The following is a 22282-nucleotide window of genomic DNA, read 5'->3' as shown; positions in this document are numbered from 1 at the left end:
GCTCTCCCCTTGGCTCAACGCGGACGGGTCAACGCGGACAGGTCATCGCGGATGGCTCATGGTGGGGGCGAGCGGGGCACGAGGTGAAACACCAATCTCGGCACGATCTACAATCCCGGGATTGTGGATGTGAACCTGCGCCGACTGCGTCTCTTCGTCGCGCTGGCCGAGGAGTTGCACTTCACCCGGGCCGCCGCGAAGCTCTTCGTGGCTCAGCAGTCGCTGAGCAGGCAGATCGCCGAGCTGGAGGGCGAACTCGGGACACCGCTGCTGCGGCGCACCTCCCGCAGGGTGGAACTCACCCCGGCCGGTGAGGTGTTCCTGGCCGCCGCTCACGAGGTGCTCGACCGCTTCGACCGGGGTGTGACCGAGGCGCGAGGGGTCGGGCGGGGAGAGCAGGTCACGCTGCGCGTGGGCTTCGTCGTCGGCGCGGCGCTGGAGCTGACCACGCACATCCTGAGCGAGTTCGCCCGCCGCCGTCCCGAAGCCCGGGTCGAGCTGCACGAGTTCGGCTTCGCCGACCCCTTGGCGGGTCTGGCCGGTGCCACCACCGACGTCGCGTTCATCCGGCTGCCGAGTTCCACCCACGGACTCGTGGTCACACCGCTGTTCACCGAGCCCTGCGTCGTCGGGGTGAGCGCGGCGCACCGCGTGCGTGTGGCGGACCTCCTCGACGAATCGATCGCCGTCGGCCGCACCGACGACGGCGTCTGGCGCGACTTCTGGACCCTGGCCGGTCATCGCGGCGGCACGCGCCCGCCCCGCCTCGTCGAGACGCACTCCCAGAGCGAGGAGGCGGAGGTCGTCGCCGCCGGGATGGCCTGCTGCGTCACCCCGGCGGCGGCACGGCGCTACTCGCCCCACCCCGGAGTCCGGTTCATCACGATCGAGGACCACCGGGGCTCGACCGTCGCCGTGGCCCATCGCTCGCCCCGGTCGAACCCGCTCGTCGCCTCCTTCGTGGACGCCGCGAGAGCGGTGCGCGACCGTGAGCCGGGGATCCTGCGCACGATCGAGGGCGCTGCCGGGGCGGTGTAGCGGCGGTGGGGGAGGTCTCCGCCACCCGGGTACGTGCCGGTTGACCTCGGCGGCTCGGTGGTAAGGCTCCCTCCGGGCCGACGACGGAGCGCTCGGCCGACCGGACGCCGCACGTGCCGACCCGACGCCGCACGTGCCGAGTGGAGAGGGGCGGCGTGTCCCAGACTCCCCGGACCCCCCGGGATGCCGCACAGGTCCCCTACCACCGCCTGCCGATGGACATGGACGTCGCGGAGCCGGACCGGCTCGCGTCCTTGCGGAAGCTGCTCCCGTCCGTGGCGGCGGTGGCGGTCGGCGGCGCGCTCGGCGCGGCAGCACGGTACGGCGTGCAGCGGGCCTGGCCGTCCCGGCCGGACGGGTTTCCGTGGGCGACGTTCGGTGTCAACGTCGCCGGGTGCGTGGTGATGGGCGTCGTGGTCATGTTCTTCATGGAGATCCGTCCCGCGCCGCCCCTGGTGCGTCCCTTCCTCGCGACCGGGTTCCTCGGCGGGTTCACCACCCTGTCGACGTACGCCGCCGACACCGAGCGGCTCGCCCGGCTCGGCGCTCCGGGTGCCGCCCTCGCCTACTACGCGGGCACCCTGCTCGCCGGGATCGCCGGTACCGCGCTCGCCTCCCGGCTGACCTGGCGGACCGCCATGGCCCGGCACCGGCGGACGCCCGCGTGAACATCGTCCTGGTCCTCCTCGGCGGAGCGGTCGGCGCCTCGGCGCGTTTCCTGCTGGACCGGGCCGTGCAGCGGCATCAGACCACCCGGTTCCCCTGGGGGACCTTCGCCGTCAACGCGCTGGGCTGCCTGGTCATCGGCTTCCTCACCGGTGCCGTCACGGCGGGCGCCGCCGGTGCGTCCGCCGCCCTGTTCCTCGGTACGGGCGTGTGCGGGGCGCTCACCACGTTCTCGACGTTCGCCTGGGGCACCACACATCTGGCGTCCACCGGCGAGACGGTACGGGCCGTGGGCAACGCCTGTGCCACCGCGCTTGCCGCCCTCGGCGCCGTGTTCGTGGGGATCACGGTCGCCCAGTCCCTGTGGAGCCCGGGGTCGTAGCGTGCCGGTGAGCGGACGGAGTCTCGTGGCGGGCGAGTCGTTCTGCCGAGTGCGGCGCCCCCCTCAGCCCCGCGGTTCCTCGCCCTGGGCCACCTCCACCCCGTGATGCAGCCACACCGCCCCCGCCAGCGAGGAGAGCCCGGCGGTGGAGCACAGGAGGGCCATCGCCAGGACGGCGGGGACCATGGTGCGGGCGGGGGCGCGGGTGAGGAGCGCCTTGACGCGCAGGGGGACGGGACCGTCCGTGGCACCCGCGGTCAGACCGGTGTGCGTGCGGGCGCGGCTCGTGGCCAGTGCCGCGCGACCCACGGCCTGCGCGGTCAGCCTGCGGTTGCCGCAGTGGCGCGCGGCGGTCTCGTCGGCTGCCCGCTCGGCGGCGAGGGTGACGTACGGCGTGACCGCGGCCAGCGCGGGGTGGCACCAGCCCGCGAGATGGGCGACGGCCAGGAAGCGATGGTGCCGAGCGGCGAGGTGGGCGCGTTCGTGCGCGAGCAGCGCCTCGCGTTCGAGCGGACCGAGGGCCCGCAGCATCCCGGTGGTCACCACGATCCGGTCCGTTCGCCGGGCGCCGCCGGGCAGCGCGAACGCGTCCGGCCGAGGATCGTCCAGCACGCACAGACCCCCGGCGTCCGGAAGTCCCGCGACACTGCGCCGTACGGTGCGCAGCCGCGCCGCCTCCGCGACCGTACGCCGCAAGATCGTGCACGCGGACCAGGTCAGCGCACCGGCGGACAGGGCGGAGACGCCGAGCACCAGCGCCCTGGGACCCGCCTGGAGCGGGTGGACGAGGTGGGCGAGCGAGGCGAGCGGCGCCAGTGTGAGCGCGAGGGGCAGCAGCAGGACGCCCAGGCACGCCACGCTGCCGACCGCCAGCGCGACGGTCGCGGCGGTGATCGTCCACAGCGCCCGCTCGGGCCGTACCCGCTGGACCGTGCGCCGCGCCAGGAACGGCAGGCACCAGGGCACCGCCAGCGGGAGAAGGAGCAGGACGATCACGGGGCGCCGCCCTCCAGCAGGCGTCGCAGTTCCGCCTCGTCGTCGGGGCTGAGTCCCTCGACGAAGCGGGCCAGCACCACGCTGCGGTCGGCGCCCTGGTCCAGCTCGTGGTGCATACGGCGGGCGGTGAGACCGTGCGCGTCCTCGGTGGCGAAGTAGACGAACCCGCGCTTGCCCGGGCTGCGACCCACGGCGCCCTTCTCGTGCAGCCGCGCCAGCAGGGTCGCCACCGTGGTGCGCGCCAGCTCCTGGGGCATCGCGGCGCGCACTTCCGCCGCCGAGAGGGGCCGGCCCGCCGCCCACAGCGCCCCCAGCACGCTCGCCTCCAGCTCACCGGCGGCTCTGCGCTCGCCCTCCATGTCGGCCATGGTGTCGACCTCTTCCGCTAGACCACCCGCCGTACCCGCTGGGGACAAGGTTAGGGCGACATTCCACGGGTCCCGGCCGTCGCGGAACCTTCCCCGGCGATCGGTCGTCTACAGTGCCGTAATGTCTACAACATTGTAGACAGGAATCGCCCGGCACCGAGAAGGAACCCGTGACCCCGACCTACGACGGCTCGCCCCTCGACGGCGCCGCATACGAACACGTCGTGCGCCTGGCGCGGCACGCGCCCGGACGCCTCGACGACATCATCTCGGTCTGGTCCTCCTACGGGCTCGCGGTGTTCGCCCTGCTCATGACCGTCGCCTGGTGGCGGGCCCGGCGCGCCGACGCCGGTGCCGCGGGTCTGGCGCTGGCGGTGCCGGTCGTCACGGTGGTGGCGTACTGCCTCGACCTGGTCCTGAAGTCGGTCGTACGGGAGGACCGCCCCTGCCGGACCCTGCACGTGCGGACGCTGGAGGCGTGTCCCGCGCCGGGCGACTGGTCGTTCCCCAGCAACCACGCGGTGATCGCGGCTTCGGCGGCCGTCGCCCTGCTGTTCGTCTCCCGGCGGCTGGGGGTGGTCGCGGTCGTCGCCGCGCTCGCGATGGGCGCCTCGCGGGTCTGGGTCGGCGTGCACTACCCGCACGACGTCCTGGCCGGGCTGCTCGTCGGCGCCCTGGTCGCGGCGCTCGCGATGCGCGCGCTGCGGCGCCGCTCCGCCGCGGTGGCGGGACGGCTCACGACGAGCCGCCTGGGCGCTTTCCTGCTGACGCCGTGAATCGCCGTTCCGTCGGGCGCCACGGTGAATTGCGGGACGAGAGAGCCGTAAAGGCGAGTTAAGCAATTGCGGGTCTCCGGGATATTCGGTTCCGGGGTGCCACGTAAAGAGAAGTTGAGAATTCACTACGACGGGCAACGCGGTGCGACACAGCTCCGTCTACCGACGTGTAGACAAACATGCCGGCACCGAAACGCAGGACGTACCGTGAAGATCACCTTTCTCATACACAACATCTACGGCGTGGGCGGCACCATCCGCACCACCCTGAACCTCGCCACCGCACTGGCCGACCGCCACGACGTGGAGATCGTCTCCATGCTGCGCCACCGCACGAAGCCGCGCTTCGCCATCGATCGCCGCATCACGGTGACCCCGCTGGTGGACCGGCGGACGGGCTCCGGCGACCTGGGCGACCCGCTGATCGACCAGGCGGCGGAGGTGTTCCCGAAGGAGGAGAAGCGCTACGGGCAATACAGCCGACTGACCGATCTGCGCGTGGAGCGGTTTCTGCGGGACTGCGACGCGGACGTGATCATCGGGACGCGTCCCGGCATCAATGTCTATCTGCGGGAATTCGGCTCACCAAAGGCGCTGCGCATCGCCCAGGAACACCTCACCCACGACGCCCACAGCAGGAAACTGCGGGCCGTTCTGGGGCGCGACTACCGCGCGCTCGACGCCGTGGTCACCACCACGCAGGCCGACGCGCGCGTCTACGAGCAGCGGATGCGCCTTCCCGGCGTCCGCGTCGCCGCCGTCCCCAACAGCGTCCCGCGACCGTCCGTGGAACCGTCGGACGGCCAGGGGAAGGTCATCGCCACGGCCGGGCGCCTGGTCCGGGCGAAACGATTCGACCTGCTGGTCGAGGCGTTCGCCGTCGTCGCCGCGAAGCACCCCGACTGGAGTCTGCGCATCTACGGCCACGGCGCGGAGGAGGAGCACCTTCGGCAGCTCATCGAGGAGCGCGACCTCGGCGGACGGGCCCGGCTGATGGGATTCCGCGCCCCCATCGAGAACGAGTTCGCGGCAGCCTCCGTCGTCGCGGTCGCCTCCGAGGCGGAGTCGTTCGGCATGACGATCGTCGAGGCCATGCGCTGCGGCGTCCCGGTCGTCAGCACGGACTGCCCCCTGGGACCCGGCGAGATCATCACGGACGGCGTCGACGGCCGTCTCGTCCCCGTCGGCGACCGCGACGCCCTGGCCGCCGCACTCCTCGAACTGGTGGAGAACCCCGGTCTCCGGCGCCGTATGGGTGACGCCGCCGTGCGCTCCGCCGAACAGTACGAGCCCGCGGTCGTCGCCGATGCCTACGAAGCCCTCTTCGACGAACTGGACGCCACACGCCGCGCCCGCGCCCGCGAGCGCCGACGGGCGCTGTGGCGCGCTCGTGCCGCCGGAGTGCTGCGCCGACTGGGAGTACGCCGACGCGCGGCGAAGCCCGTTCCGGCAGACGATGGCACCGGTGCGCGCAGCGGACCGGTCCGGTCGTCCTGAGGCGACCGTGCGTGCCGACGACCCGTCAGGAATGGAGGTCCGGATGACCGTGCGCGTCCGGACTGCCGGGACCGTCCACGGCGTGCGCGCCGCACCCGGGCGCGAGCCCCGCGGGTTCCCCTGGCTCCTGCTGGTCGCCGCGGCTTATCTGCTCGTCCAACTCGCCCTGGTGCTGCCCCGGTTGCACCTCGGCTGGGACGAGTCGGTCTACGTTTCGCAGGTGGACCCGCGCATCCCGGCCGCCTACTTCAGCGCCCCGCGCTCCCGGGGCATCGGATTCCTGACCGCGCCCGTCCTCGCCGCCACCGGCTCCGTACCCGTCCTGCGCGCCTGGCTCGCGCTGCTGTCGGCGGCTGCCCTGTACGGCGCCTTCGCCCTCTGGCGTCCGCTGATCGGACCCGTGCGGTGTGCCCTCGCCGCCGCGCTGTTCGCCGGGCTGTGGACGACCCAGCTCTACGGCTCCCAGGCGATGCCCAACCTCTGGGTGGGCATCGCCGCCGTGGCGGCGGTCGCCTGCCTCCAGCGCGCGGCGCTCGGGGAACGGCGCGCGCCCGCCGGGGTCTTCCTGGCGGTGGCCGTCGCCACGCTGATGAGACTGTCCGACGGCGTCTGGCTCGCCCTGCCCCTGCTCGCCGCGTGCTTGTGGCACCGCCCCTTCCGTCGTCCGCCGCTCGTCGCCGCGGTCGTCGGCGGACTCGCCGCCGGTGCCCTCCAGTGGGTCGTCGAGGCGTACGTACGGTGGGGCGGGGTGCTCCACCGGCTCGACGTGTCCAGCGCCACCGAGGGCGGGATGGGACTGCGCTGGGCAGGGGATGCCCTCTGGCGCAGCCTCGACGGACCGCTGCTGTGCCGTCCCTGCACGGTCACTCCGCCCCCTCTCGCGGCGACCCTGTGGTGGCTCGCGCTGCCCCCGCTCCTGATCGCGGCGTGCCTCACCGCTCCGGCGTACCGGCGCACCGCCACCTGGCTCCCGGTGCTCTGCGCCGTGGGTCTGAGCGTGCCCTACCTCTTCACGCTGCCCTACGCGGCACCCCGCTTCCTGCTCCCCGCGTACGCGCTCGCCGCGCTGCCCGTCGCCGGACTGCTGACCGACATCGCGGTCCGCGCCCGCGGGCGCCCCGGGCGCGGGCGGCGCTGCCTCACGCTCACCGTGCTCTGCCTGCTGCTCGGCGCGCACGTGGGGCAGCAGTTCGCGGTCTTCGCGCACAACCTGCGCGGGTCCGAGCGCACCACGCGCCGTTACCTCCTGGCCGCCGCCCAGCTCAGGAAGGGCGGTCTCCACGAGCCGTGTCTCGTCACCGGAACCCAGGCGCCCCCCATCGGCTACGCCGCCCGCTGCGCCTCCGCGAACCTCGGCGGCAACAACCGCTCCATCACCCTGACCGCCCTCAGGGAACGGACACGGCGCGAGCCCGTCGCGGTCCTGGTCACGGAGGGCAGCCCCGCCCCGTCCTACGCCCGCCACTGGCGCCCCCTCACCCTGCCCGGCACCGGACTCACCGCCTTCTTGGCACCCCGTACGACCCCGTGAGCCCCGCCGAGGGCTCCTTCACCGGTCGCGCACCCCTGCCCCACGTGCTGGGATCAAGGGGTCGGCTGCGCTCTTCCCGCCGCGTACGGCGTGGGCCGCCTGATCCGTGGAAAGGGGTGATCTCCGTGTCGCGACCGAGAATCCTGGTGGTGGGGGCGGGTTTCGCCGGAGTCGGCTGTGTCCGCCATCTGGAGCGCGAACTGGAGCGCGGGGAGGCGGACCTCACCCTGGTGACGCCGTACTCGTACCAGCTCTACCTCCCGCTGCTGCCCCAGGTCGCCTCCGGTGTCCTCACCCCGCAGTCGATCGCGATCTCGCTGCGGCGGAGCAGGAAGTACCGCACCCGGATCGTGCCGGGCCGGGCCATCGGCGTGGACCCCGAGGCGAAGGTGTGCGTGGTGCGGACCCTCACCGGTCGGATCCTCAACGAGTCCTACGACTACATCGTGCTCACACCCGGCAGTGTGACCCGCACCTTCGACATCCCCGGCCTCACCGAGTACGCCGTCGGGATGAAGACCCTCGCCGAAGCCGCGTACATCCGCGACCACGTCATCTCCCAGCTCGACCTCGCGGACGCCAGCGACGACCCCGAGGAACGCGCCGCGCGGCTCCAGTTCGTGGTCGTGGGCGGCGGCTACGCCGGAACCGAGACGGCAGCCTGTCTGCAACGCCTCACCCACGCCGCCGTGGAGCGCTACCCCCGCCTCGATCCGAGCCTGATCCGCTGGCATCTGATCGACATCGCCCCCAAGCTCATGCCCGAACTCGGCGACCGGCTCGGGAAACAGGCGATGAAGATCCTGCGCCGCCGGGGCGTCGACGTCTCGCTGGGCGTGTCGGTCGCGAAGGTCACGGAGGACGAGGTCACCTTCACCGACGGGCGGGTCATCCCGACCTACACGCTGATCTGGACGGCCGGTGTGGTCGGCAGCCCGCTGATCGACACCTTCGACGCGGAGAAGATCCGGGGGCGGCTCAGGACCACCGCCGAGATGACCGTGCCCGGCGTCGACGGCATGTTCGCCCTCGGTGACGCCGCCGCCGTCCCCGACCTCGCGAAGGGCGACGACGCGATCTGCCCGCCCACCGCCCAGCACGCCATGCGGCAGGGCAAGGTGGTCGCGGAGAACGTCATCGCCTCACTGCGCGGCGAGCCGCTCAAACCGTACGTCCACCACGACCTCGGGCTCGTGGTCGACCTCGGCGGCAAGGACGCCGTCTCCCGCCCCCTCGGCATCGAACTGCGCGGCATCCTCGCCCAGATCGTCGCCCGTGGCTACCACTGGTCCGCGCTGCGCACCAACGTCGCCAAGGTCCGCGTCCTGGTCAACTGGCTCCTCAACGCCCTCGCGGGCGACGATTTCGTCCGCACCGGCTTCCAGCGCGGACGCCCGCCCCGGCTGCGGGACTTCGCGCACGACCACACCTATCTCACCCCGGACCAGGTGCGCGCCGAGGTGGGGCAGGCGGAGTCGGCCGGGAAGGTCGAGGGGAAGGGACCCGGGGCGCCCTGACCCCTTCCGCTCCGCCGTACGGCCCGTACCCCGCGCTACCGCTTGATCCCCACCCCGGTCCACAGGCTGACCTCCGCGTCGGTGTCCGTCGGCTCCGTGTCGGGGCGCCAGCGGTGGCCGACCGCGATGCCGGGGTCGAGGAGGTCGAGGCCGTCGAAGAAGCGGGCGACGGCTTCGCGGGAGCGGAACTGGACCGGGGTTCCGGCGTTGTTGTAGATGTCCGTGACCTTCTGCCAGGTCTCGGGGTCGAAGTCGGGGGTGCAGTGGCTCAGGGCGAGCGCGCTGCCCACGGGCAGGACGTCCAGGAGGCGGCTGACGATGCCGTACGGGTCCTGGGCGTCCGGGACGAAGTGCATCAGGGCGTTGAGGGACAGCGCGATCGGCTGGCCGAAGTCCAGGACCTCGGCCAGTTCGGGGGCGTCCAGGAGCGACTGCGGGTCGTTGACGTCCGCCTCGACGTAGGTGGTACGCCCCTCCGCCGTGCTGCGCATCAGCCGCTCGGCGTACTTCAGGACGAGCGGGTCGTTGTCGGCGTACGCCACCCGCGCGTCCGGGACCACGGACTGGGCCACCTGGTGCAGGTTGGGCTCGGTGGGGATGCCGGTGCCGATGTCGAGCCACTGCCGGATGCCGTGCTCGCGGGCGAGGACACGGGTGGCGCGGTGCATGAAGGCGCGGTTCTCGCGGGCGCAGGTGAAGATGCCCGGGTAGGCGGACGCCACGTTCTCGGCGGCCTGCTTGTCGACCTCGAAGTGGTCCTTGCCGCCGAGGTAGTAGTCGTACATTCGGGCAGAGTGGGGCCTGCTGGTGTCGATGTCCCGCGCCGCGTGTGAGTTGGTCATCCTCTTCCTTTTCGCTGAGTCGCCGGTTGCGTGCGTGCGTGTGCGTGGGGGGAGAAGTCAGCCGCTGGTCAGGTGGTCGGCCAAACCCCGCTTGACCCCCGCGACGAACGCGGTGATCTCCTCGGGGGTGTAGATGAGGGCGGGTCCCGCCGGGTCGGTGGACTGCCGCAGCGCGACCCTGCCGTCCGCGAGCTGCTTCGTCTGCACGCACTGACCTCCGTTGGGGCCGCTCCAGGGAGACTCCCAGCCCTGCTCACCGAGGTCCGACGCGGGCATTCCGTTGTAGAAACTGCCGTCGATGGTGGTCATGAGTACTCCTTGCGCATGCGGTTCAGGAGCGCCCTGCTCTGCGTGTCGGAGGTCAGCAGGGACATGCGGTTGTGCGCCTCCAGATGGGCGACGACCTCGGCACGCTGGTCGAGGTACATCGCGCCGGAGAGGATCTCGCTGTAGACGACGTCCGGAAGCTCGGGTTCCTCGAAGCGGAAGTAGGTGAAGGGGGCGCACGCGCCCACATGGGCTCCGGCGGTGAACGGCACGATGTCGACGCTGACGTGCTCCAGCTCCGAGACCTCCAGGAGCCGGTCTATCTGCTCGCGCATCACCTCGGCGCCGCCGACCACCCGGTGCAGTACCGCCTCCTCCATCACGACCCAGAGAGTGGGCGCGTCGGCCTTCTCCAGCAGGGCCTGGCGGCGCAGCCGCAGTCCTACGCGGCGCTCCAGGTCCTCGTCGTTGTCGTTGGGGAAGCCGCCTGCGAGTACGGCGCGTGCGTAGCGGTGGGTCTGCAACAGGCCCGTGACGTAGTGGGGTTCGTAGGTGCGCAGGGTTCTCGCACCGGTCTCCAGGCTCACGTACGCGCTGAACCAGCTCGGCAGCACGTCGCGGTAGGTGTGCCACCAGCCGGGCTCGTTGGCGCGGTCGGCGAAGGCGACGAACTCGGCGATCTCGGTCGCGTCGGCGCCGTAGGTCTCCAGCAGTTTCTCGACGTAGAGCGGCTTGAGCGCCACGTCCGCCTTCTCCAAGCGGCGGATGGTCAGGGGCGTGACCCTGAGCGCCCGCGCGGCGTCCTCCAGGGACACGCCCGCCTCCTGGCGCCGCTCCTGGAGCTGCCGGCCCAGGATCATGCGCAGGACGGTGGGCGCACTGCTGCCGCCCGCGTTCGCACGCCCTTCACTCACGCCCAACCTCCTGACGCTCTGTCACCGACACGAGTGTGACAGGCACTTGATGAAGCAACCAGAGGGATACCCGGCTTTCTGAAATTATCAGGGAGCCGGTTGCAGGGTGAACTCCGATGCGAGCATAGTTATTTGAGTGAATCGCAGTCTCGATCACGGTCAACGTCGCGTCCCCGAAGGCAAGTTGATCACCTTGCCCTCTGCCGACCGAGTCCGTCCGACGGAAGGCAACCACCGTGTCCCCCCACACGACTTCCTCTCCCGACCTGTTGGACGTCGCCGACCCGGACCAGGCGCACTGGATCGAGTTACCCTCGCACCGCTCCAGCGTCCGGGTCGCCCGTCGCTGTGTGCGGACGCGGATCGACGACTGGGGGCTGTCCGACGAGCTGTGCGCGGACGCCGTGCTGCTCGTCTCCGAACTGACGACCAACGCGGTGCGGCACACACCGAGCGTGCGCATCCTGTGTGGTCTGGGACTGGTCTCCGCGGGCTGTCTCCGCGTCGAGGTGCACGACCACGACTACTCCGGCCAGGGTCTGAAGCGCTGCGAGCCGGGACTTGACGACGAGAGCGGGCGGGGGCTGCTGCTGGTCGGCGAACTGGCGGACGCCTGGGGGGTGGACCGCTCCCGGCTGACCGGGGGGAACGCGGTGTGGGCGACGCTGCGGGCCTGACGGGGACGGTCCGTGACCGCGTGACGGGGGATGTCACGGGCGTCGGTCCGCGGGTCCGGCAAGCGCGTCCAGGAACCACACCGACAAGGGGAGACAAGGGGAGTCGCCATGACCGACACCGCGGGACCGGCACCGGGTGGCGGCCCGGAGCCCGAGAGAGCCAGTGTCGCGCGGATGTACGACGCGATGCTGGGCGGACGGCACCACTTCGCCGTGGACCGGGAGGCGGTGGCCGCGTTCACCGCGATCGACCCCCAGGTGCGGACGCTGGCACGGGCCAACCGGGACTTCCTGGGGCGGGCGGTGCGGTTCCTCGCGGGTCAGGGGGTACGGCAGTTCGTCGACCTCGGCTCCGGGATCCCCACGCAGGGCAACGTGCACGAGGTCGCGCAGGCGGTGAGCCCGGGGGCGCGGGTGGTGTACGTCGACCACGACCCCGCGGCGGTGGCGCAGAGCGCGGACCTGCTGGCCGACAACCCGGACGCGGACATCGTGGACGCCGACATCCGGCGCCCGGCCGAGGTCCTGGACTCTCCCCAGGTACGCAAGCTGATCGACTTCGAGCAGCCCGTCGCCGTACTGATGATCACCATCCTGCACTTCGTCCCCGCCGAGGACGACCCGGCCGGTATCGTCGCCGCCTACCGCGACGCCCTGCCCGCCGGAAGCTGGCTCGCCCTCTCCCACGCGACCGACCAGGACCGCCCCGACACCCGCCGCCGCCGTGGGCCGCCTCTACCGCTCCCGCGCCACCTCCCCGGTGACCCCCCGCTCCCACGACGAGATCCGCACCCTCTTCACGGGCTTCGACCTCGTCGAACCGGGCCTGGTCCACGTCCCGCTCTGGCGCCCGGATGCGGGGGAGAGCCTGCCGGAGAAGCCGGAGGAGTACTGGGTGTACGCGGGGGTGGGGCGCAAGGGCGCGTAGGGGCAGCGCTTCCGGTCTCGTACGCGCTTCCTTCGGAGCGTACGAGAGCTTCTTCAAGTCCGCGCCGCCCAGCGCCACTTGCGCCTGAACCCAGGGAACCTGTCCGCCCACGGCGTGGCGTATGACCGATTCGTTCCGGTGCGTCGTAGCGTCGCAGCGGACGAGGAGGGTCATGACCGGAGTGTCGCCGCAGCTCGGTACGCGTCGCCCGGCGGAGAGCGGCTCGCCGCCGCGGGTGGGGGCCGCGCTGCTGCGATGGGTCTCGACCACCGACCACAAGGTGATCGGGCGGCTCTACATGGTCACGTCGTTCTGCTTCTTCCTGCTCGCCGGGCTCCTCGCGCTCGGGATGCGGTCCGAACTCGCCCGCCCGGGGCTGCAGTTCCTGTCCGAGCAGTCGTACAACGAGTTCGTCACCATCCACGGCACGATCATGATGCTGCTGTTCGCGACGCCGATGTTCGCCGGTTTCGCGAACGCCGTGATGCCGCTCCAGATCGGCGCGCCCGACGTGGCCTTTCCCCGGCTCAACGCGCTGTCGTACTGGATGTATCTGTTCGGCGGACTGATGGTGGTGTCGGGGTTCCTGGTGCCCGGCGGCGCCGCCGCGTTCGGGTGGTTCGCCTACGCGCCGCTGAACAGCGCGTACTACTCGCCCGGCGCGGGCGGTGATCTGTGGGTGATGGGGCTGGTGGTGACCGGCGTGTCGACCACGCTCGGGGCGGTCAACTTCATCGCCACCGTCATGTGTCTGCGCGCCCCCGGGATGACCATGTTCCGGATGCCCATCTTCACCTGGAACGTGCTGTTCACCTCGATCCTGGTGCTGCCCTCGTTCCCGGTGCTCACGGCCGCGCTGCTCGCGCTGGAGTCGGACCGCAAGTTCGGCTCGCACGTCTTCGACGCGGCGAACGGCGGCGCCCTGCTGTGGCAGCACCTGTTCTGGTTCTTCGGGCACCCCGAGGTCTACATCGTGGCGCTGCCGTTCTTCGGGATCGTCTCCGAGATCCTGCCGGTCTTCTCCCGCAAGCCGCTCTTCGGGTACCTCCCGATGATCGGCGCCACCACCGGCATCACCATGTTGTCCGCGGTGGTGTGGGCGCACCATATGTTCGCGACCGGAGCGGTGTTGCTGCCGTTCTTCTCGATCATGTCGTTCCTCATCGCGGTCCCCACAGGTATCAAGTTCTTCGCGTGGATCGGCACCATGTGGCACGGCTCCATTTCGTTCGAGACGCCCATGCTGTGGTCGCTGGGCTTCCTGGTGTCCTTCCTCCTCGGCGGTCTCAGCGGAGTGCTCATCGCCTCGCCGCCGCTGGACTTCCACCTCACCGACTCGTACTTCATCGTGGCGCACCTGCACTACGTGCTCTTCGGCACCGTGGTGTTCGCGATGTTCGCGGGCTTCTACTTCTGGTGGCCGAAGTTCACCGGCAAGATGCTCGACGAACGGCTCGGGAAGATCCACTTCTGGCTGCTGTTCCCCGGCTTCCAACTCACCTTCCTCGTCCAGCACTGGCTGGGCGAGGAGGGGATGCCCCGCCGGTACGCGGACTATCTGCCCTCCGACGGCTTCACCCTGCTCAACACCCTCTCCACGGCAGGCGCCTTCCTGCTCGGCGTCTCCACCCTCCCCTTCCTCTACAACGTGTGGCGCACCACCACCAGGGGCACCACCGTCCCCCTGGACGACCCCTGGGGATACGGCCGGGGTCTGGAGTGGACGACCTCCTGTCCGCCGCCCCGGCACAACTTCGTGGCGCTGCCCCGGGTGCGCTCGGAGTCGCCCGCCTTCGACCTGCACCACCCGGAGGTCCCCCGGCGCGCCGGAGAGGAGGTCCGGCGATGAAGGCCGAAGCCGTGCTGTTCGGCGGGGTCGCGCTGTTCTTCGCGGGCGCCGCCGCGCTCTACGGCGTCTGGTCCGCCGACCCCACCGGCACGGCCGCACTGGTCGTCGCCTGCCTCATGGCCGGGCTGATCGGGTTCTTCTGCGCGGTGCAGTACCACCGCCGGGGACCGCGCGCCCAGGACCGTACGAAGGCGGAGGTGGCCGACACCGTCGGACCGGTGGCGTTCTTCCCACCCGCGAGCCTCTGGCCCATTGTCACCGGGTTCGGATTCGCGCTGACCGCGACCGGTGTCGTCTTCGGGCTGTGGCTGTTCCTCATCGGCTGTGGTGTTCTGGCTCGCGGGGTCCTTGGTCTGGTGTTCCAGTACGCGGCGGACCGCTGAGCCGCCGCGGCGCTCCCGGGCGGAACCGCTCCACCGGCCGGTGGTCGCTCTCGTAGCCGCCGGTCAGCCCCTGCCGCACCTCCCCGCTCTCCATGCCCTGCGCCAGCTCCTCGCGCTCCGCGTCCAGCAGCGCGCGGCACACGCTGCGGGTCACCAGGAACGCGAGCACCGGTCCCACCACCAGGGCGACGCGCAGGATCCAGGTCAGCGCGTTCACCGAGACCCGGAAGCTCTGCGCGATGATGTCGTTGGCACCCGCGAGCAGCAGGACGCCGTAGAAGACCACGGCGGCCACGCCGATGCCGGTGCGCACCGGGCGCTCGCGCGGGCGGTCGGCCAGATGCCGCTCCCGCCGCCCCTCGCCGGTCAGCCGCTGCTCCACGAACGGGTAGGCGTACAGCAGCATGAAGATCAGACCGGGCAGTACGACGGCCGGGATCAGCACGTTGCCCATGAAGGTGTGCCCGGCGACGTTCGTCTCCCACGGCGGCATCAGCCGCAGCGCGCCCTCCAGGAAACCGACGTACCAGTCCGGCTGCGAGCCGGTCGACACCTGGTCCGGGCGGTACGGTCCGAACAGCCACACCGGGTTGATCTGCGCCACGCCCGCCAGCGTGAACAGCACCCCCGCCGTGATCAGGGACAGCCCGATCGAGGAGGCGGCGAACTGCGGGAAGAGCGGTTTGCCGACGGCGTTGCGGTTGTTGCGCCCCGGGCCGCGCCACTGGGTGTGCTTGAGGTGGAAGACCAGGATCAGATGGACCGTCACCAGCGCGATCAGCACGCCCGGCACCAGCAGGATGTGCACCGGATACAGCCGGGAGATGATGTCGTGCCCCGGGAACTGGCCGCCGAAGGCGAACATCGCCACATAGGTGCCCACCACCGGAATCGACTGCATGATGCCCTGCGCGATGCGCAGCCCGGTGCCGGAGAGCAGGTCGTCGGGGAGCGAGTAACCGGCGAAGCCCTCGGCCAGCGCGAGCACGAGCAGCGTCACGCCGACCATCCAGTTCGCCTCCCGGGGTCTGCGGAAGGCGCCGGTCAGGAACACCCGCAGCATGTGCGCCCCGATCGCGGCGACGAAGACCAGCGCGGCCCAGTGGTGCGCCTGCCGGACCAGCAGTCCGCCGCGCACGTCGAAGCTGATCCGCAGGGTGGAGTCGAAGGCGGCGGACACCAGGGTGCCGCGCAGCGGCGCGTACGAGCCCGCGTAGACCACCTCGCCCATGTCCGGCTCGAAGAAGAAGGTCAGCCAGGTGCCGGTCAGCAGCAGCACGATCAGGCTGTACAGCGCCAGCTCGCCAAGGAGGAAGGACCAGTGGTCGGGGAACGCCTTGCGCAGCAGCCCGCCCGCGCCCTCGTACACCGGCAGCCGGGTGTCCAGCGCGTCGGCGATCCGCTCGCCCCGCTTCACGCCCTGCCTCTCGCCCTGCCTCACGCCCGCCGAGCCTGCCGAGCCGTTCGAGCCCATCGCGCACCGCTCCCTCGCCGCTTCTGGCCATACCTAGCCCGGCGTACGCGGGTCCAGCGCCCGGACGGCGCGGTGCACCCCGGGCGGCACACGCACCGCACCCGATCGGCGGAGACTCCCCGGGACCGCCGCAGGGTCGTTCGGGCGTCGCTCAGGCATATGCAGAACGACCGTGCGGCCGACATCGACCGCAACCTCTCCCCAGGGCGTTGCCGTTACGTGAGGTATGAGGGACGGCGCGCACGGACAGGGAAGCGACCGCCGAGCACCCGGTGAGGTGCACTGGTTCCGGCTCGACTGTCGCGACGACGACTGCCCGTGGTGCCGTGTGCTTCTGCTCCCGGAGCACACGGGCGACGACGAACCGTCGTCGCCCGTCCCTCGCCCCGACTGCCCCCGGTGCCGTCTGACGCGCGCCACGGACCTGGCGCGGCTGGTGATGGTGCCCTTCGCGTCCCTGGTCACCTTCGCCGCGGCTCTCACCACCACCCTCAGGATCCGATGAGCCTCGCGACCAGTTCGAGGTCCGAGACCAGTCCGCCGTACACCGCCTCCCGGTCGTCCGCGCGCAGCACCGCCGAGGGGTGGATCGTCGCGACCAGACCGCGGACGCCCGCCTCGGACGCCTTCGCGCCGGACGCGTCGTCCCCGTCGGGACCGGGCCAGGGCAGCAGCGTGCCGCGGTCCCGGGTGACCCGGAAGTCGGGTCCGAGCAGCGCCTTGCCCGCCGTCGCGCCGAGCGCGACCACGATCTCCGGTGCGACCACCCGGAGTTCGGCAACCAGCCACGGACGGCAGGCGGTCATCTCGCGCAGGCTCGGCGCCTTGTGGATACGGCGCTTGCGACCCGGCTGGACGGTGAACTTGAAGTGCTTGACCGCGTTGGTGACATAGGCGCCCCCGGGGTCGATGCCCGCGTCCGCGAGCGCCCGCTCCAGGACCCCGCCCGCCGGTCCGACGAACGGCCGGCCCTGCCGGTCCTCCTGGTCCCCGGGCTGCTCACCGACGAGCATCACCCGCGCGCCCGCGTCGCCCTCCCCGAAGACGGTCCGCGTGGCGTCCCGGTACAGCGGACAGCCCTGGCACTCGGCCGCCGCCCGGCGCAGCCCGGGCAGTCCGGCGCGCGGTCCCGGAAGGTAGGGCGTCGCGTCGTACGACGTGCCGTCGGCGCCGCTCACGGCGGGTCCGTCCCGGTCACAGCGTCTCTTCCTCCTCCGGGGGCCAGTCGTCCCGCTCCCGCGCGCGGCGCCTGAGGACGACCACGAGGTCCACGATTCCGAGCAGCGCGAAGAAGGCGCAGATGGCGGCAAGCACGCTCAGCTCCATCGCGCTCGGATTGCTGACCGGCGTGGACTTGCTCGCCCACACCCCGAAGACGACCGTGCCGAACAGGAACGCCAGCACGCCGATCGCGCTGAGCACCAGGCGAAGCTTCAGCGCGCTGCGCGCCCGGACCGGCTCGGTGCCGGTGCGCTCCCAGCGGCGCCCGACCAGGCCGGAACGCGAGCGCGGAACGCCTGCCGGGTCCGCCGGGGAACGCCGTTGCCGCATGAGAGCCTCCCGCTGTCGCCGAGGGACGGTGCCCGCGACCGGTCCGCGGACAGGGCCCGTGAACGGTCCGCGAGGGTCCCGCCGCGCCCCGCGTACCCGGACGGGCCCGGCGCAATCACGCCCCCGCCGCCCCGCCGCCCTCGCTGTCCACCGGCACACGCGCAGGTGTGTCCGAGGGGGCCGGGGGCAGTCGGAGGGGGAACGACGAAACCCCGTAAAGCGACGGAACCCCGTCACCGGACCGCACTCGTCACCGGACCGCACTCGTCGACGGACCCATGGGGAGGTCCCATGTCCACCACCGAAACGCTGATCGCCATCATCGTCCCCATCGTGGTCATCCTGGCGCTGATCACCTTGGTCGTCTTCTTCGTGGTACGGCGCCGCAGGCTGCGCGAGCGCTTCGGACCCGAGTACGACAGGGCCGTACAGTCCGGCGACGGCAGGCTGGCTGCCGAGCGCGAGCTGCACTCCCGGGAGAAGCGGCACCGCGATCTCGACATCCGCGAACTGCCCCCGGGCGCCCGTGAGCGGTACGCCGAGGACTGGAACAAGGCGCAGCAGGAGTTCGTGGACCACCCGGACCGCAGCGTCACGGACGCCGACCGGCTGGTCACCCAGCTCATGCGGGACCGCGGCTACCCGACGGAAGGCTTCGAGCAGCGGCTCAAGGACCTCTCCGTGGAGCACGCGAACACCCTGGAGCAGTACCGCGCCGCCCACGACATCAGCCGACGCAACGAGCAGGGCGAGGCGACCACCGAGGAGCTGCGCGGCGCCATGGTGCACTACCGCGCCCTGTTCCAGGAACTGCTGGGCGGCACCGGTGGCACCGGCGGCACGCACCGGCGCGGGGACTCGCCGCACGCGGCCTGACCGTACGCCCCAGGACCGTACGCCCGAGGACAAGGAAGGGAACTCGCCATGTCGCACCACACCCACTCCGACGCCACCGACACCGGACTGACCACCGAGGACCTGGCGCACCCCGAGCGCCGCGCCGCGCCCGAGACGCCGCCCGCCTATCCGGGCGAGGGCACCGCCCTGCCGAACGAGCGGGCTACGGCGGAGGGCGCGGAGGGCGCCGAGGGCGCCGGGGGTCAGCAGTCCGGCGGGCGGGGCGAGCGGACGCCCGAGCCGGACGCCGAGCCGCTGATCGAGCCGAAGGAGGCGGAGGACTACCGCGAGCGCTGGACGCGCATCCAGGGCACCTTCGTGGACGACCCGAAGGACGCGGTCCACTCGGCCGACGCGCTGGTGGCCGAGGTCATCCAGTCCCTCGCCGAGACCTTCGCCGACCACAAGAAGGAACTCGAGTCCCAGTGGAGCCGGGGCCAGGAGGTGGAGACGGAGGGGCTGCGCGTGGCGCTCCAGCAGTACCGCACCTTCTTCAACAAGCTGCTCCACGCCTGACGACCCGTCCACGCGGTCCGCCGGTCGCCCTCCGCCTCACATCGGCAGGCGGAGGGCGATCAGCGCGACGTCGTCGCTGCCGTTGGGCAGCATCCCCGCCATCAGCTCGTCGCACATCGTGTCCAGGCTCTGGTCGACCAGGGCAGCCGCGTGCTGGCGCAGCCGGGTGAGGCTGTGGTCGAGGGGCTCGCTGCGCCGCTCCACCAGTCCGTCGGTGTAGAGCAGGAGGGTGCCGCCGGGCGGCAGCGGGGTCGACGCGCTCGACCGGATGGCAGCCGGGTCGACCCCGAGCACCATGCCGTGCGCGTCCTCCAGATACCTCGTGTCGCCGCCCGCGCTCACCAGCAGCGGCGGCAGATGCCCGGCCCGGCTCCAGTGCAGGGTGTAGCGCCCGTCGTCGCCGGGACCCTTGAGCAGGGCGTACACACAGGTGGCCGTCTGGTGCGGGTTGAGGGCGGCGATGGCGAGGTCCAGGCGGCGCAGGATGTGTCCGGGCGGTTCCTGGCGGTCGCAGGCGATGCCCCGGAGCATGTTGCGGATCTGGCTCATCGTCACCGCGGCCTGCAGGTCATGACCCGTCACATCGCCGATGATCAGCGCGGTGTCGCCGCCGGGCAGCACGAAACTGTCGTACCAGTCGCCGCCGATCTGCGCGGTGGCGGTGGCGGGAGAGTAGCGCGCGGCGATCCGCAGACCGCCCACCTCGGGCAGGGCGGGCAGCAGCGAGCGCTGCAGCCGTTCCGCGATGGTCTGCACCTCGGCGTGCAGACGCGCGTTGTCGACGTACAGCGCGGCGCGGTGGGCGAGCCCCTCCACGAGGTCCAGGTCGTCCTCCGTCAGGGGCGGACGGTCCGGTCCGCGGCCGAGCGCCAGCGCGCCGAGGATACGGCGCCGGGCGCGCAGCGGCGCCACGACCCCTGACGCGCCGCCCATGCGCCGGAACAGGGCGGAGTTGAGCGCGTGCAGCGGATCGCTCGGCGTGCTCTCCGGGGCGAACTCCTCGGGGCTCAGCAGCAGCGCGCCCGAGCCGCGCAGCACCCGCGCCCAGGGACCGCCGGAGTCCTCGCGCACGGCGGGCAGGACGCCGGTGAGCCCCGTGACCGGGGTGTGCGGGTCGTGATGGGTGACGCAGACGCGCTCCAGCCGCCCCGCCTCGTCCATGACGTCGGCGACGCTCCAGTCGGCCAGCGCGGGCACGAGGACCCGGCACACCCGGCGCAGCCCCTTGACCGCGTCCAGGGTGCTCGCCAGGACGGCGCCGGTCTGGTTCAACAGGGTGAGGCGGTCGAGCGCCTCCTGCAGTGCTGCGTCCACCTCGAAGCTGTCCATGGGCTTCCCCTACCCGGTTCGGGTGGGTTCGCTCCGCCCGAACCGGGAGGAAACGCCTCATCGGGGGTGACGCGGCGGAGTCGCTCGTGCCGCTCACGCCTAGGGGGTGTCACCGACAGCCCGTGCCTGTGCCTCCATCACCTCGTCCCCGTGCGCGAACGCCCACGCGCCGATGGCGTCGACGGGTGCGAGGAGCGTACGGCCCAGGTCGGTGAGCCGGTACTCCACCCGGGGCGGCGCCTCGGCGTACGCGTGCCGTTCCACCAGGCCGTTGAACTGCAGCCGCCGCAGCGTCTCGGTGAGCACCTTGGGGCTGATCCCGCCGATCCTGCCGCGCAGTTCCCGGGGGCGTACGGGACCCTCGCGCAGGGCCCAGAGGACCACGGCGTTCCAGGTGTGGGACAGCAGGTCGAAGGCGAGGCGGGCGCGGCAGTCCGCGAGGAAGGCGTCGGTCGTCACGTACCGAATGGTGCCCGGCGGGACCTCTAGCGTGGCCGTGAAATCGCTTGAGGGAAGGGGCAGTTCGATGCGGATCGGTGTGCTGGGCACGGGGAACATGGCGGACGCGCTCGCCGCGCACTGGGTGCGGGCGGGGCACGAGGTGACCGTCGGCGGACGGGACACGGACCGCGCGCGGCGGCTCGCGGAGCGGCTGGGGGACGGCGTACGGCACGGAGACCTGGCGGCGGCGGCCGGGGCGGGGGAGGTGGTGCTGGTCGCGCTGCCCTACGGCGTGGGGGAGGTGGTGGTGCGGGAGTTGAGCGCCGCCCTCGACGGCAAGGTGCTGCTCGACTGCTCCAACCCCGTCGGGGCGCCCGGGTTCCGGCTGCTGACGGGGGACGGTCCGTCGGCCGCGCGGCGGCTGGTGCTCGCGGCGCCCGGTGCCCGGGTGGTCAAGGCGTTCAACCTCTGCCACGAGGGCGTGTGGCGCATGGCGCCGCCGGTCTTCGACGGGCGTCCGCTCGCCGTCCCGGTCTGCGGGGACGATCCGGCGGCGCTCGCCCTCGTCGGCACGCTCGTCCGGGATGCCGGGTGTACGCCGGTGGCCGCCGGGGGTCTCGACCGGGCGGGTTTGCTGGAGGCGACCGCCGCGCTGTTCATCGGGCTGTGGGTGGGGGAGGGGGCGGACGTCCAGGCGATCGCGCCGCCGCTGGCGTACGCGGCGGGGGCGGCGGGGTGAGGGCGGGGTCCGGACCATGAACGCTCCATGAAGCCGTACCCGCCACAGGGGGCTTTCCCGCCGCCGGTACCGTACATTCCGGCCATGGCCAATTTCCCCACCCCGGTCGTCCTCGGCACCGAGCAGGTTCGCGCGCGGCTGGACGAGTTCATCGTGATCGACGTGCGTACGGCGGGCGAGTACGGCTCGGGGCATCTGCCCGGAGCCCTCAACGTCCCGCTGGACCAGGTGCGGCGGGCGCTGCCCGAGATCGAGCAGGCGGCGCGGCACGGGGAGGTGCTCGTGGTGTGCGCCTCGGGGGCGCGGGCGGAGAGCGCGAGCCGCTTGCTGGCGGAGCAGGGGATCGTGACCGCGACCCTGGAGGGCGGCACCGGCGCCTGGGCGGCGCGGGGGTACGAGCTGACCGTGCCGCCCGCCACCGAGGCGAGGGCGGTGTGGGCGATGGAGCGCCAGGTCCGCTTCACGGCGGGCACGCTGGTGCTGCTCGGACTGGTGCTCGGGTGGCTCGTGCACCCCGCCTTCCAGGTGCTGTCGGCCGCGATCGCGGGCGGGCTCGTCTTCTCCGCGCTCACCAACACCTGCGGCATGGCCGTCGTCCTGGGCAAGCTGCCGTACAACCGCCCCCGCACCGCCGACCACCTCGACACCGCTCTGGCGGCGCTGCGCGCCCACGCGTGAGCGGCGGTTTCCCGGGCGTGAGGCGC

Annotated in this window: 24 protein-coding genes and 1 pseudogene; 15 read left to right on the top strand and 10 right to left on the bottom strand. The window is 72.0% G+C overall.

All coding sequences use genetic code 11. The features are described 5' to 3' along the window. Positions 1 to 123: 123 nt before the first annotated feature. The 3 genes from IF655_RS07915 (at position 124) to crcB (IF655_RS07905) (ending at position 2086) form a co-directional block, all read left to right on the top strand. Positions 124 to 1038 carry a LysR substrate-binding domain-containing protein gene (locus tag IF655_RS07915; RefSeq protein WP_307814883.1) on the top strand — a complete coding sequence of 305 codons (915 nt, stop codon included), beginning with the start codon at positions 124 to 126 and terminating at the stop codon, positions 1036 to 1038. Positions 1039 to 1193: 155 nt separating this feature from the next. Next, positions 1194 to 1706, top strand: coding sequence for a fluoride efflux transporter CrcB (gene crcB, locus IF655_RS07910; RefSeq protein WP_307814882.1), 513 nt, complete (start codon positions 1194 to 1196; stop codon positions 1704 to 1706). Continuing rightward, complete coding sequence (gene crcB / locus IF655_RS07905; RefSeq protein WP_199583272.1) at positions 1703 to 2086, top strand: fluoride efflux transporter CrcB; 384 nt, start codon at positions 1703 to 1705, stop codon at positions 2084 to 2086. The genes crcB (IF655_RS07910) and crcB (IF655_RS07905) overlap by 4 nt, the downstream gene beginning before the upstream one ends. Positions 2087 to 2149: 63 nt before the next feature. Here crcB (IF655_RS07905) and IF655_RS07900 read toward each other — a convergent pair whose 3' ends face one another. After that, entirely contained in the window at positions 2150 to 3082 is a 933-nt protein-coding gene (locus IF655_RS07900) for a M56 family metallopeptidase (protein ID WP_199583271.1), read from the bottom strand. After that, a complete protein-coding gene (locus IF655_RS07895; RefSeq protein WP_199583270.1) occupies positions 3079 to 3450 on the bottom strand; it encodes a BlaI/MecI/CopY family transcriptional regulator in 372 nt (123 codons plus the stop codon). The genes IF655_RS07900 and IF655_RS07895 overlap by 4 nt, the downstream gene beginning before the upstream one ends. A 170-nt stretch (positions 3451 to 3620) precedes the next feature. Between IF655_RS07895 and IF655_RS07890 the strand changes: the two genes are divergently transcribed. The 4 genes from IF655_RS07890 (at position 3621) to IF655_RS07875 (ending at position 8771) form a co-directional block, all read left to right on the top strand. Continuing rightward, complete coding sequence (locus tag IF655_RS07890; RefSeq protein WP_199583269.1) at positions 3621 to 4226, top strand: phosphatase PAP2 family protein; 606 nt, start codon at positions 3621 to 3623, stop codon at positions 4224 to 4226. Between the two features lie 207 nt (positions 4227 to 4433). After that, complete coding sequence (locus IF655_RS07885; protein ID WP_199583268.1) at positions 4434 to 5723, top strand: glycosyltransferase family 4 protein; 1290 nt, start codon at positions 4434 to 4436, stop codon at positions 5721 to 5723. A 43-nt stretch (positions 5724 to 5766) separates the two neighbouring features. Next, positions 5767 to 7254: a hypothetical protein gene (locus tag IF655_RS07880; RefSeq protein WP_199583267.1), complete on the top strand. Its 1488-nt coding sequence runs from the start codon at positions 5767 to 5769 to the stop codon at positions 7252 to 7254. A 116-nt stretch (positions 7255 to 7370) separates the two neighbouring features. Then, a complete protein-coding gene (locus IF655_RS07875) occupies positions 7371 to 8771 on the top strand; it encodes an NAD(P)/FAD-dependent oxidoreductase (RefSeq protein ID WP_199583266.1) in 1401 nt (466 codons plus the stop codon). Positions 8772 to 8806: 35 nt separating this feature from the next. On the opposite strand, the gene IF655_RS07870 is transcribed toward IF655_RS07875, so the two are convergent. Genes IF655_RS07870 through IF655_RS07860 form a run of 3 tightly spaced genes read right to left on the bottom strand, consistent with a single transcriptional unit; the run spans position 8807 to position 10794 of the window. Continuing rightward, positions 8807 to 9613 carry an SAM-dependent methyltransferase gene (locus IF655_RS07870; protein ID WP_199583265.1) on the bottom strand — a complete coding sequence of 269 codons (807 nt, stop codon included), beginning with the start codon at positions 9611 to 9613 and terminating at the stop codon, positions 8807 to 8809. 57 nt (positions 9614 to 9670) lie between these two features. Beyond that, positions 9671 to 9922 carry a DUF397 domain-containing protein gene (locus IF655_RS07865; RefSeq protein WP_199583264.1) on the bottom strand — a complete coding sequence of 84 codons (252 nt, stop codon included), beginning with the start codon at positions 9920 to 9922 and terminating at the stop codon, positions 9671 to 9673. Then, positions 9919 to 10794: a helix-turn-helix transcriptional regulator gene (locus IF655_RS07860; protein WP_199583263.1), complete on the bottom strand. Its 876-nt coding sequence runs from the start codon at positions 10792 to 10794 to the stop codon at positions 9919 to 9921. Before IF655_RS07860 ends, IF655_RS07865 begins: the two co-directional genes overlap by 4 nt. A 236-nt stretch (positions 10795 to 11030) precedes the next feature. Between IF655_RS07860 and IF655_RS07855 the strand changes: the two genes are divergently transcribed. The 4 genes and pseudogenes from IF655_RS07855 to IF655_RS07840 all read left to right on the top strand — a co-directional run bounded on the left by IF655_RS07855 (position 11031) and on the right by IF655_RS07840 (position 14631). Further along, positions 11031 to 11471 carry an ATP-binding protein gene (locus tag IF655_RS07855; RefSeq protein WP_199583262.1) on the top strand — a complete coding sequence of 147 codons (441 nt, stop codon included), beginning with the start codon at positions 11031 to 11033 and terminating at the stop codon, positions 11469 to 11471. A gap of 108 nt (positions 11472 to 11579) precedes the next feature. Next, positions 11580 to 12399 (top strand): annotated as a pseudogene (locus tag IF655_RS31445) (SAM-dependent methyltransferase). Positions 12400 to 12571: 172 nt separating this feature from the next. Next, positions 12572 to 14248, top strand: a complete 1677-nt coding sequence (gene ctaD / locus IF655_RS07845) for a cytochrome c oxidase subunit I (RefSeq protein ID WP_199583261.1) — start codon at positions 12572 to 12574, stop codon at positions 14246 to 14248. Further along, positions 14245 to 14631, top strand: coding sequence for a cytochrome c oxidase subunit 4 (locus tag IF655_RS07840; RefSeq protein WP_199583260.1), 387 nt, complete (start codon positions 14245 to 14247; stop codon positions 14629 to 14631). Before ctaD ends, IF655_RS07840 begins: the two co-directional genes overlap by 4 nt. On the opposite strand, the gene IF655_RS07835 is transcribed toward IF655_RS07840, so the two are convergent. The 3 genes from IF655_RS07835 to IF655_RS07825 all read right to left on the bottom strand — a co-directional run bounded on the left by IF655_RS07835 (position 14564) and on the right by IF655_RS07825 (position 17656). After that, positions 14564 to 16105, bottom strand: coding sequence for a ubiquinol-cytochrome c reductase cytochrome b subunit (locus IF655_RS07835; RefSeq protein ID WP_199583259.1), 1542 nt, complete (start codon positions 16103 to 16105; stop codon positions 14564 to 14566). The two genes, IF655_RS07840 and IF655_RS07835, sit on opposite strands and share 68 nt — an antisense overlap. 491 nt (positions 16106 to 16596) lie before the next feature. Continuing rightward, positions 16597 to 17283, bottom strand: a complete 687-nt coding sequence (locus IF655_RS07830) for a UdgX family uracil-DNA binding protein (RefSeq protein ID WP_199583258.1) — start codon at positions 17281 to 17283, stop codon at positions 16597 to 16599. Between the two features lie 16 nt (positions 17284 to 17299). Beyond that, positions 17300 to 17656, bottom strand: coding sequence for a DUF6343 family protein (locus IF655_RS07825; protein WP_199583257.1), 357 nt, complete (start codon positions 17654 to 17656; stop codon positions 17300 to 17302). 291 nt (positions 17657 to 17947) lie between these two features. Here IF655_RS07825 and IF655_RS07820 point away from each other — a divergent pair, with 291 nt between their 5' ends. Both IF655_RS07820 and IF655_RS07815 read left to right on the top strand, forming a co-directional pair. Next, on the top strand, positions 17948 to 18532 hold the full coding sequence (locus IF655_RS07820; RefSeq protein WP_199583256.1) for a hypothetical protein: 585 nt from the start codon (positions 17948 to 17950) through the stop codon (positions 18530 to 18532). A 48-nt stretch (positions 18533 to 18580) separates the two neighbouring features. Next, positions 18581 to 19069 carry a hypothetical protein gene (locus IF655_RS07815; RefSeq protein WP_199583255.1) on the top strand — a complete coding sequence of 163 codons (489 nt, stop codon included), beginning with the start codon at positions 18581 to 18583 and terminating at the stop codon, positions 19067 to 19069. Positions 19070 to 19105: 36 nt separating this feature from the next. Here the strand turns inward: IF655_RS07815 and IF655_RS07810 are convergent, their stop codons facing one another. Then, positions 19106 to 20398 carry a PP2C family protein-serine/threonine phosphatase gene (locus IF655_RS07810; protein WP_199583254.1) on the bottom strand — a complete coding sequence of 431 codons (1293 nt, stop codon included), beginning with the start codon at positions 20396 to 20398 and terminating at the stop codon, positions 19106 to 19108. Between the two features lie 99 nt (positions 20399 to 20497). Further along, a complete protein-coding gene (locus IF655_RS07805) occupies positions 20498 to 20857 on the bottom strand; it encodes a helix-turn-helix domain-containing protein (protein ID WP_199583253.1) in 360 nt (119 codons plus the stop codon). Between the two features lie 67 nt (positions 20858 to 20924). Between IF655_RS07805 and IF655_RS07800 the strand changes: the two genes are divergently transcribed. Continuing rightward, positions 20925 to 21578, top strand: a complete 654-nt coding sequence (locus tag IF655_RS07800; protein WP_199583252.1) for an NADPH-dependent F420 reductase — start codon at positions 20925 to 20927, stop codon at positions 21576 to 21578. 84 nt (positions 21579 to 21662) lie between these two features. After that, positions 21663 to 22256 (top strand): rhodanese-like domain-containing protein, encoded by a 594-nt coding sequence (locus IF655_RS07795; protein WP_199583251.1) that lies wholly within the window; start codon positions 21663 to 21665, stop codon positions 22254 to 22256. The last annotated feature ends 26 nt before the right edge of the window (positions 22257 to 22282 follow it).

This window comes from Streptomyces sp. DSM 110735 (assembly GCF_016482685.1).
GTDB lineage: Bacteria > Actinomycetota > Actinomycetes > Streptomycetales > Streptomycetaceae > Streptomyces.
The sequence above is the reverse complement of the archived record's forward strand: the minus strand, read 5'-3'. Positions and strand labels throughout refer to the sequence as shown.

Coding starts and splice junctions, on each gene's coding strand:
- IF655_RS07795 (WP_199583251.1), top strand. CDS start 21,663: ATGGCCAATTTCCCCACCCCGGTCGTCCTCGGCACCGAGCAGGTTCGC.
- IF655_RS07810 (WP_199583254.1), bottom strand. CDS start 20,398: ATGGACAGCTTCGAGGTGGACGCAGCACTGCAGGAGGCGCTCGACCGC.
- IF655_RS07800 (WP_199583252.1), top strand. CDS start 20,925: ATGCGGATCGGTGTGCTGGGCACGGGGAACATGGCGGACGCGCTCGCC.
- ctaD (WP_199583261.1), top strand. CDS start 12,572: ATGACCGGAGTGTCGCCGCAGCTCGGTACGCGTCGCCCGGCGGAGAGC.
- IF655_RS07825 (WP_199583257.1), bottom strand. CDS start 17,656: ATGCGGCAACGGCGTTCCCCGGCGGACCCGGCAGGCGTTCCGCGCTCG.
- IF655_RS07820 (WP_199583256.1), top strand. CDS start 17,948: ATGTCCACCACCGAAACGCTGATCGCCATCATCGTCCCCATCGTGGTC.
- IF655_RS07870 (WP_199583265.1), bottom strand. CDS start 9,613: ATGACCAACTCACACGCGGCGCGGGACATCGACACCAGCAGGCCCCAC.
- IF655_RS07895 (WP_199583270.1), bottom strand. CDS start 3,450: ATGGCCGACATGGAGGGCGAGCGCAGAGCCGCCGGTGAGCTGGAGGCG.
- IF655_RS07865 (WP_199583264.1), bottom strand. CDS start 9,922: ATGACCACCATCGACGGCAGTTTCTACAACGGAATGCCCGCGTCGGAC.
- IF655_RS07840 (WP_199583260.1), top strand. CDS start 14,245: ATGAAGGCCGAAGCCGTGCTGTTCGGCGGGGTCGCGCTGTTCTTCGCG.
- IF655_RS07835 (WP_199583259.1), bottom strand. CDS start 16,105: ATGGGCTCGAACGGCTCGGCAGGCTCGGCGGGCGTGAGGCAGGGCGAG.
- IF655_RS07815 (WP_199583255.1), top strand. CDS start 18,581: ATGTCGCACCACACCCACTCCGACGCCACCGACACCGGACTGACCACC.
- IF655_RS07880 (WP_199583267.1), top strand. CDS start 5,767: ATGACCGTGCGCGTCCGGACTGCCGGGACCGTCCACGGCGTGCGCGCC.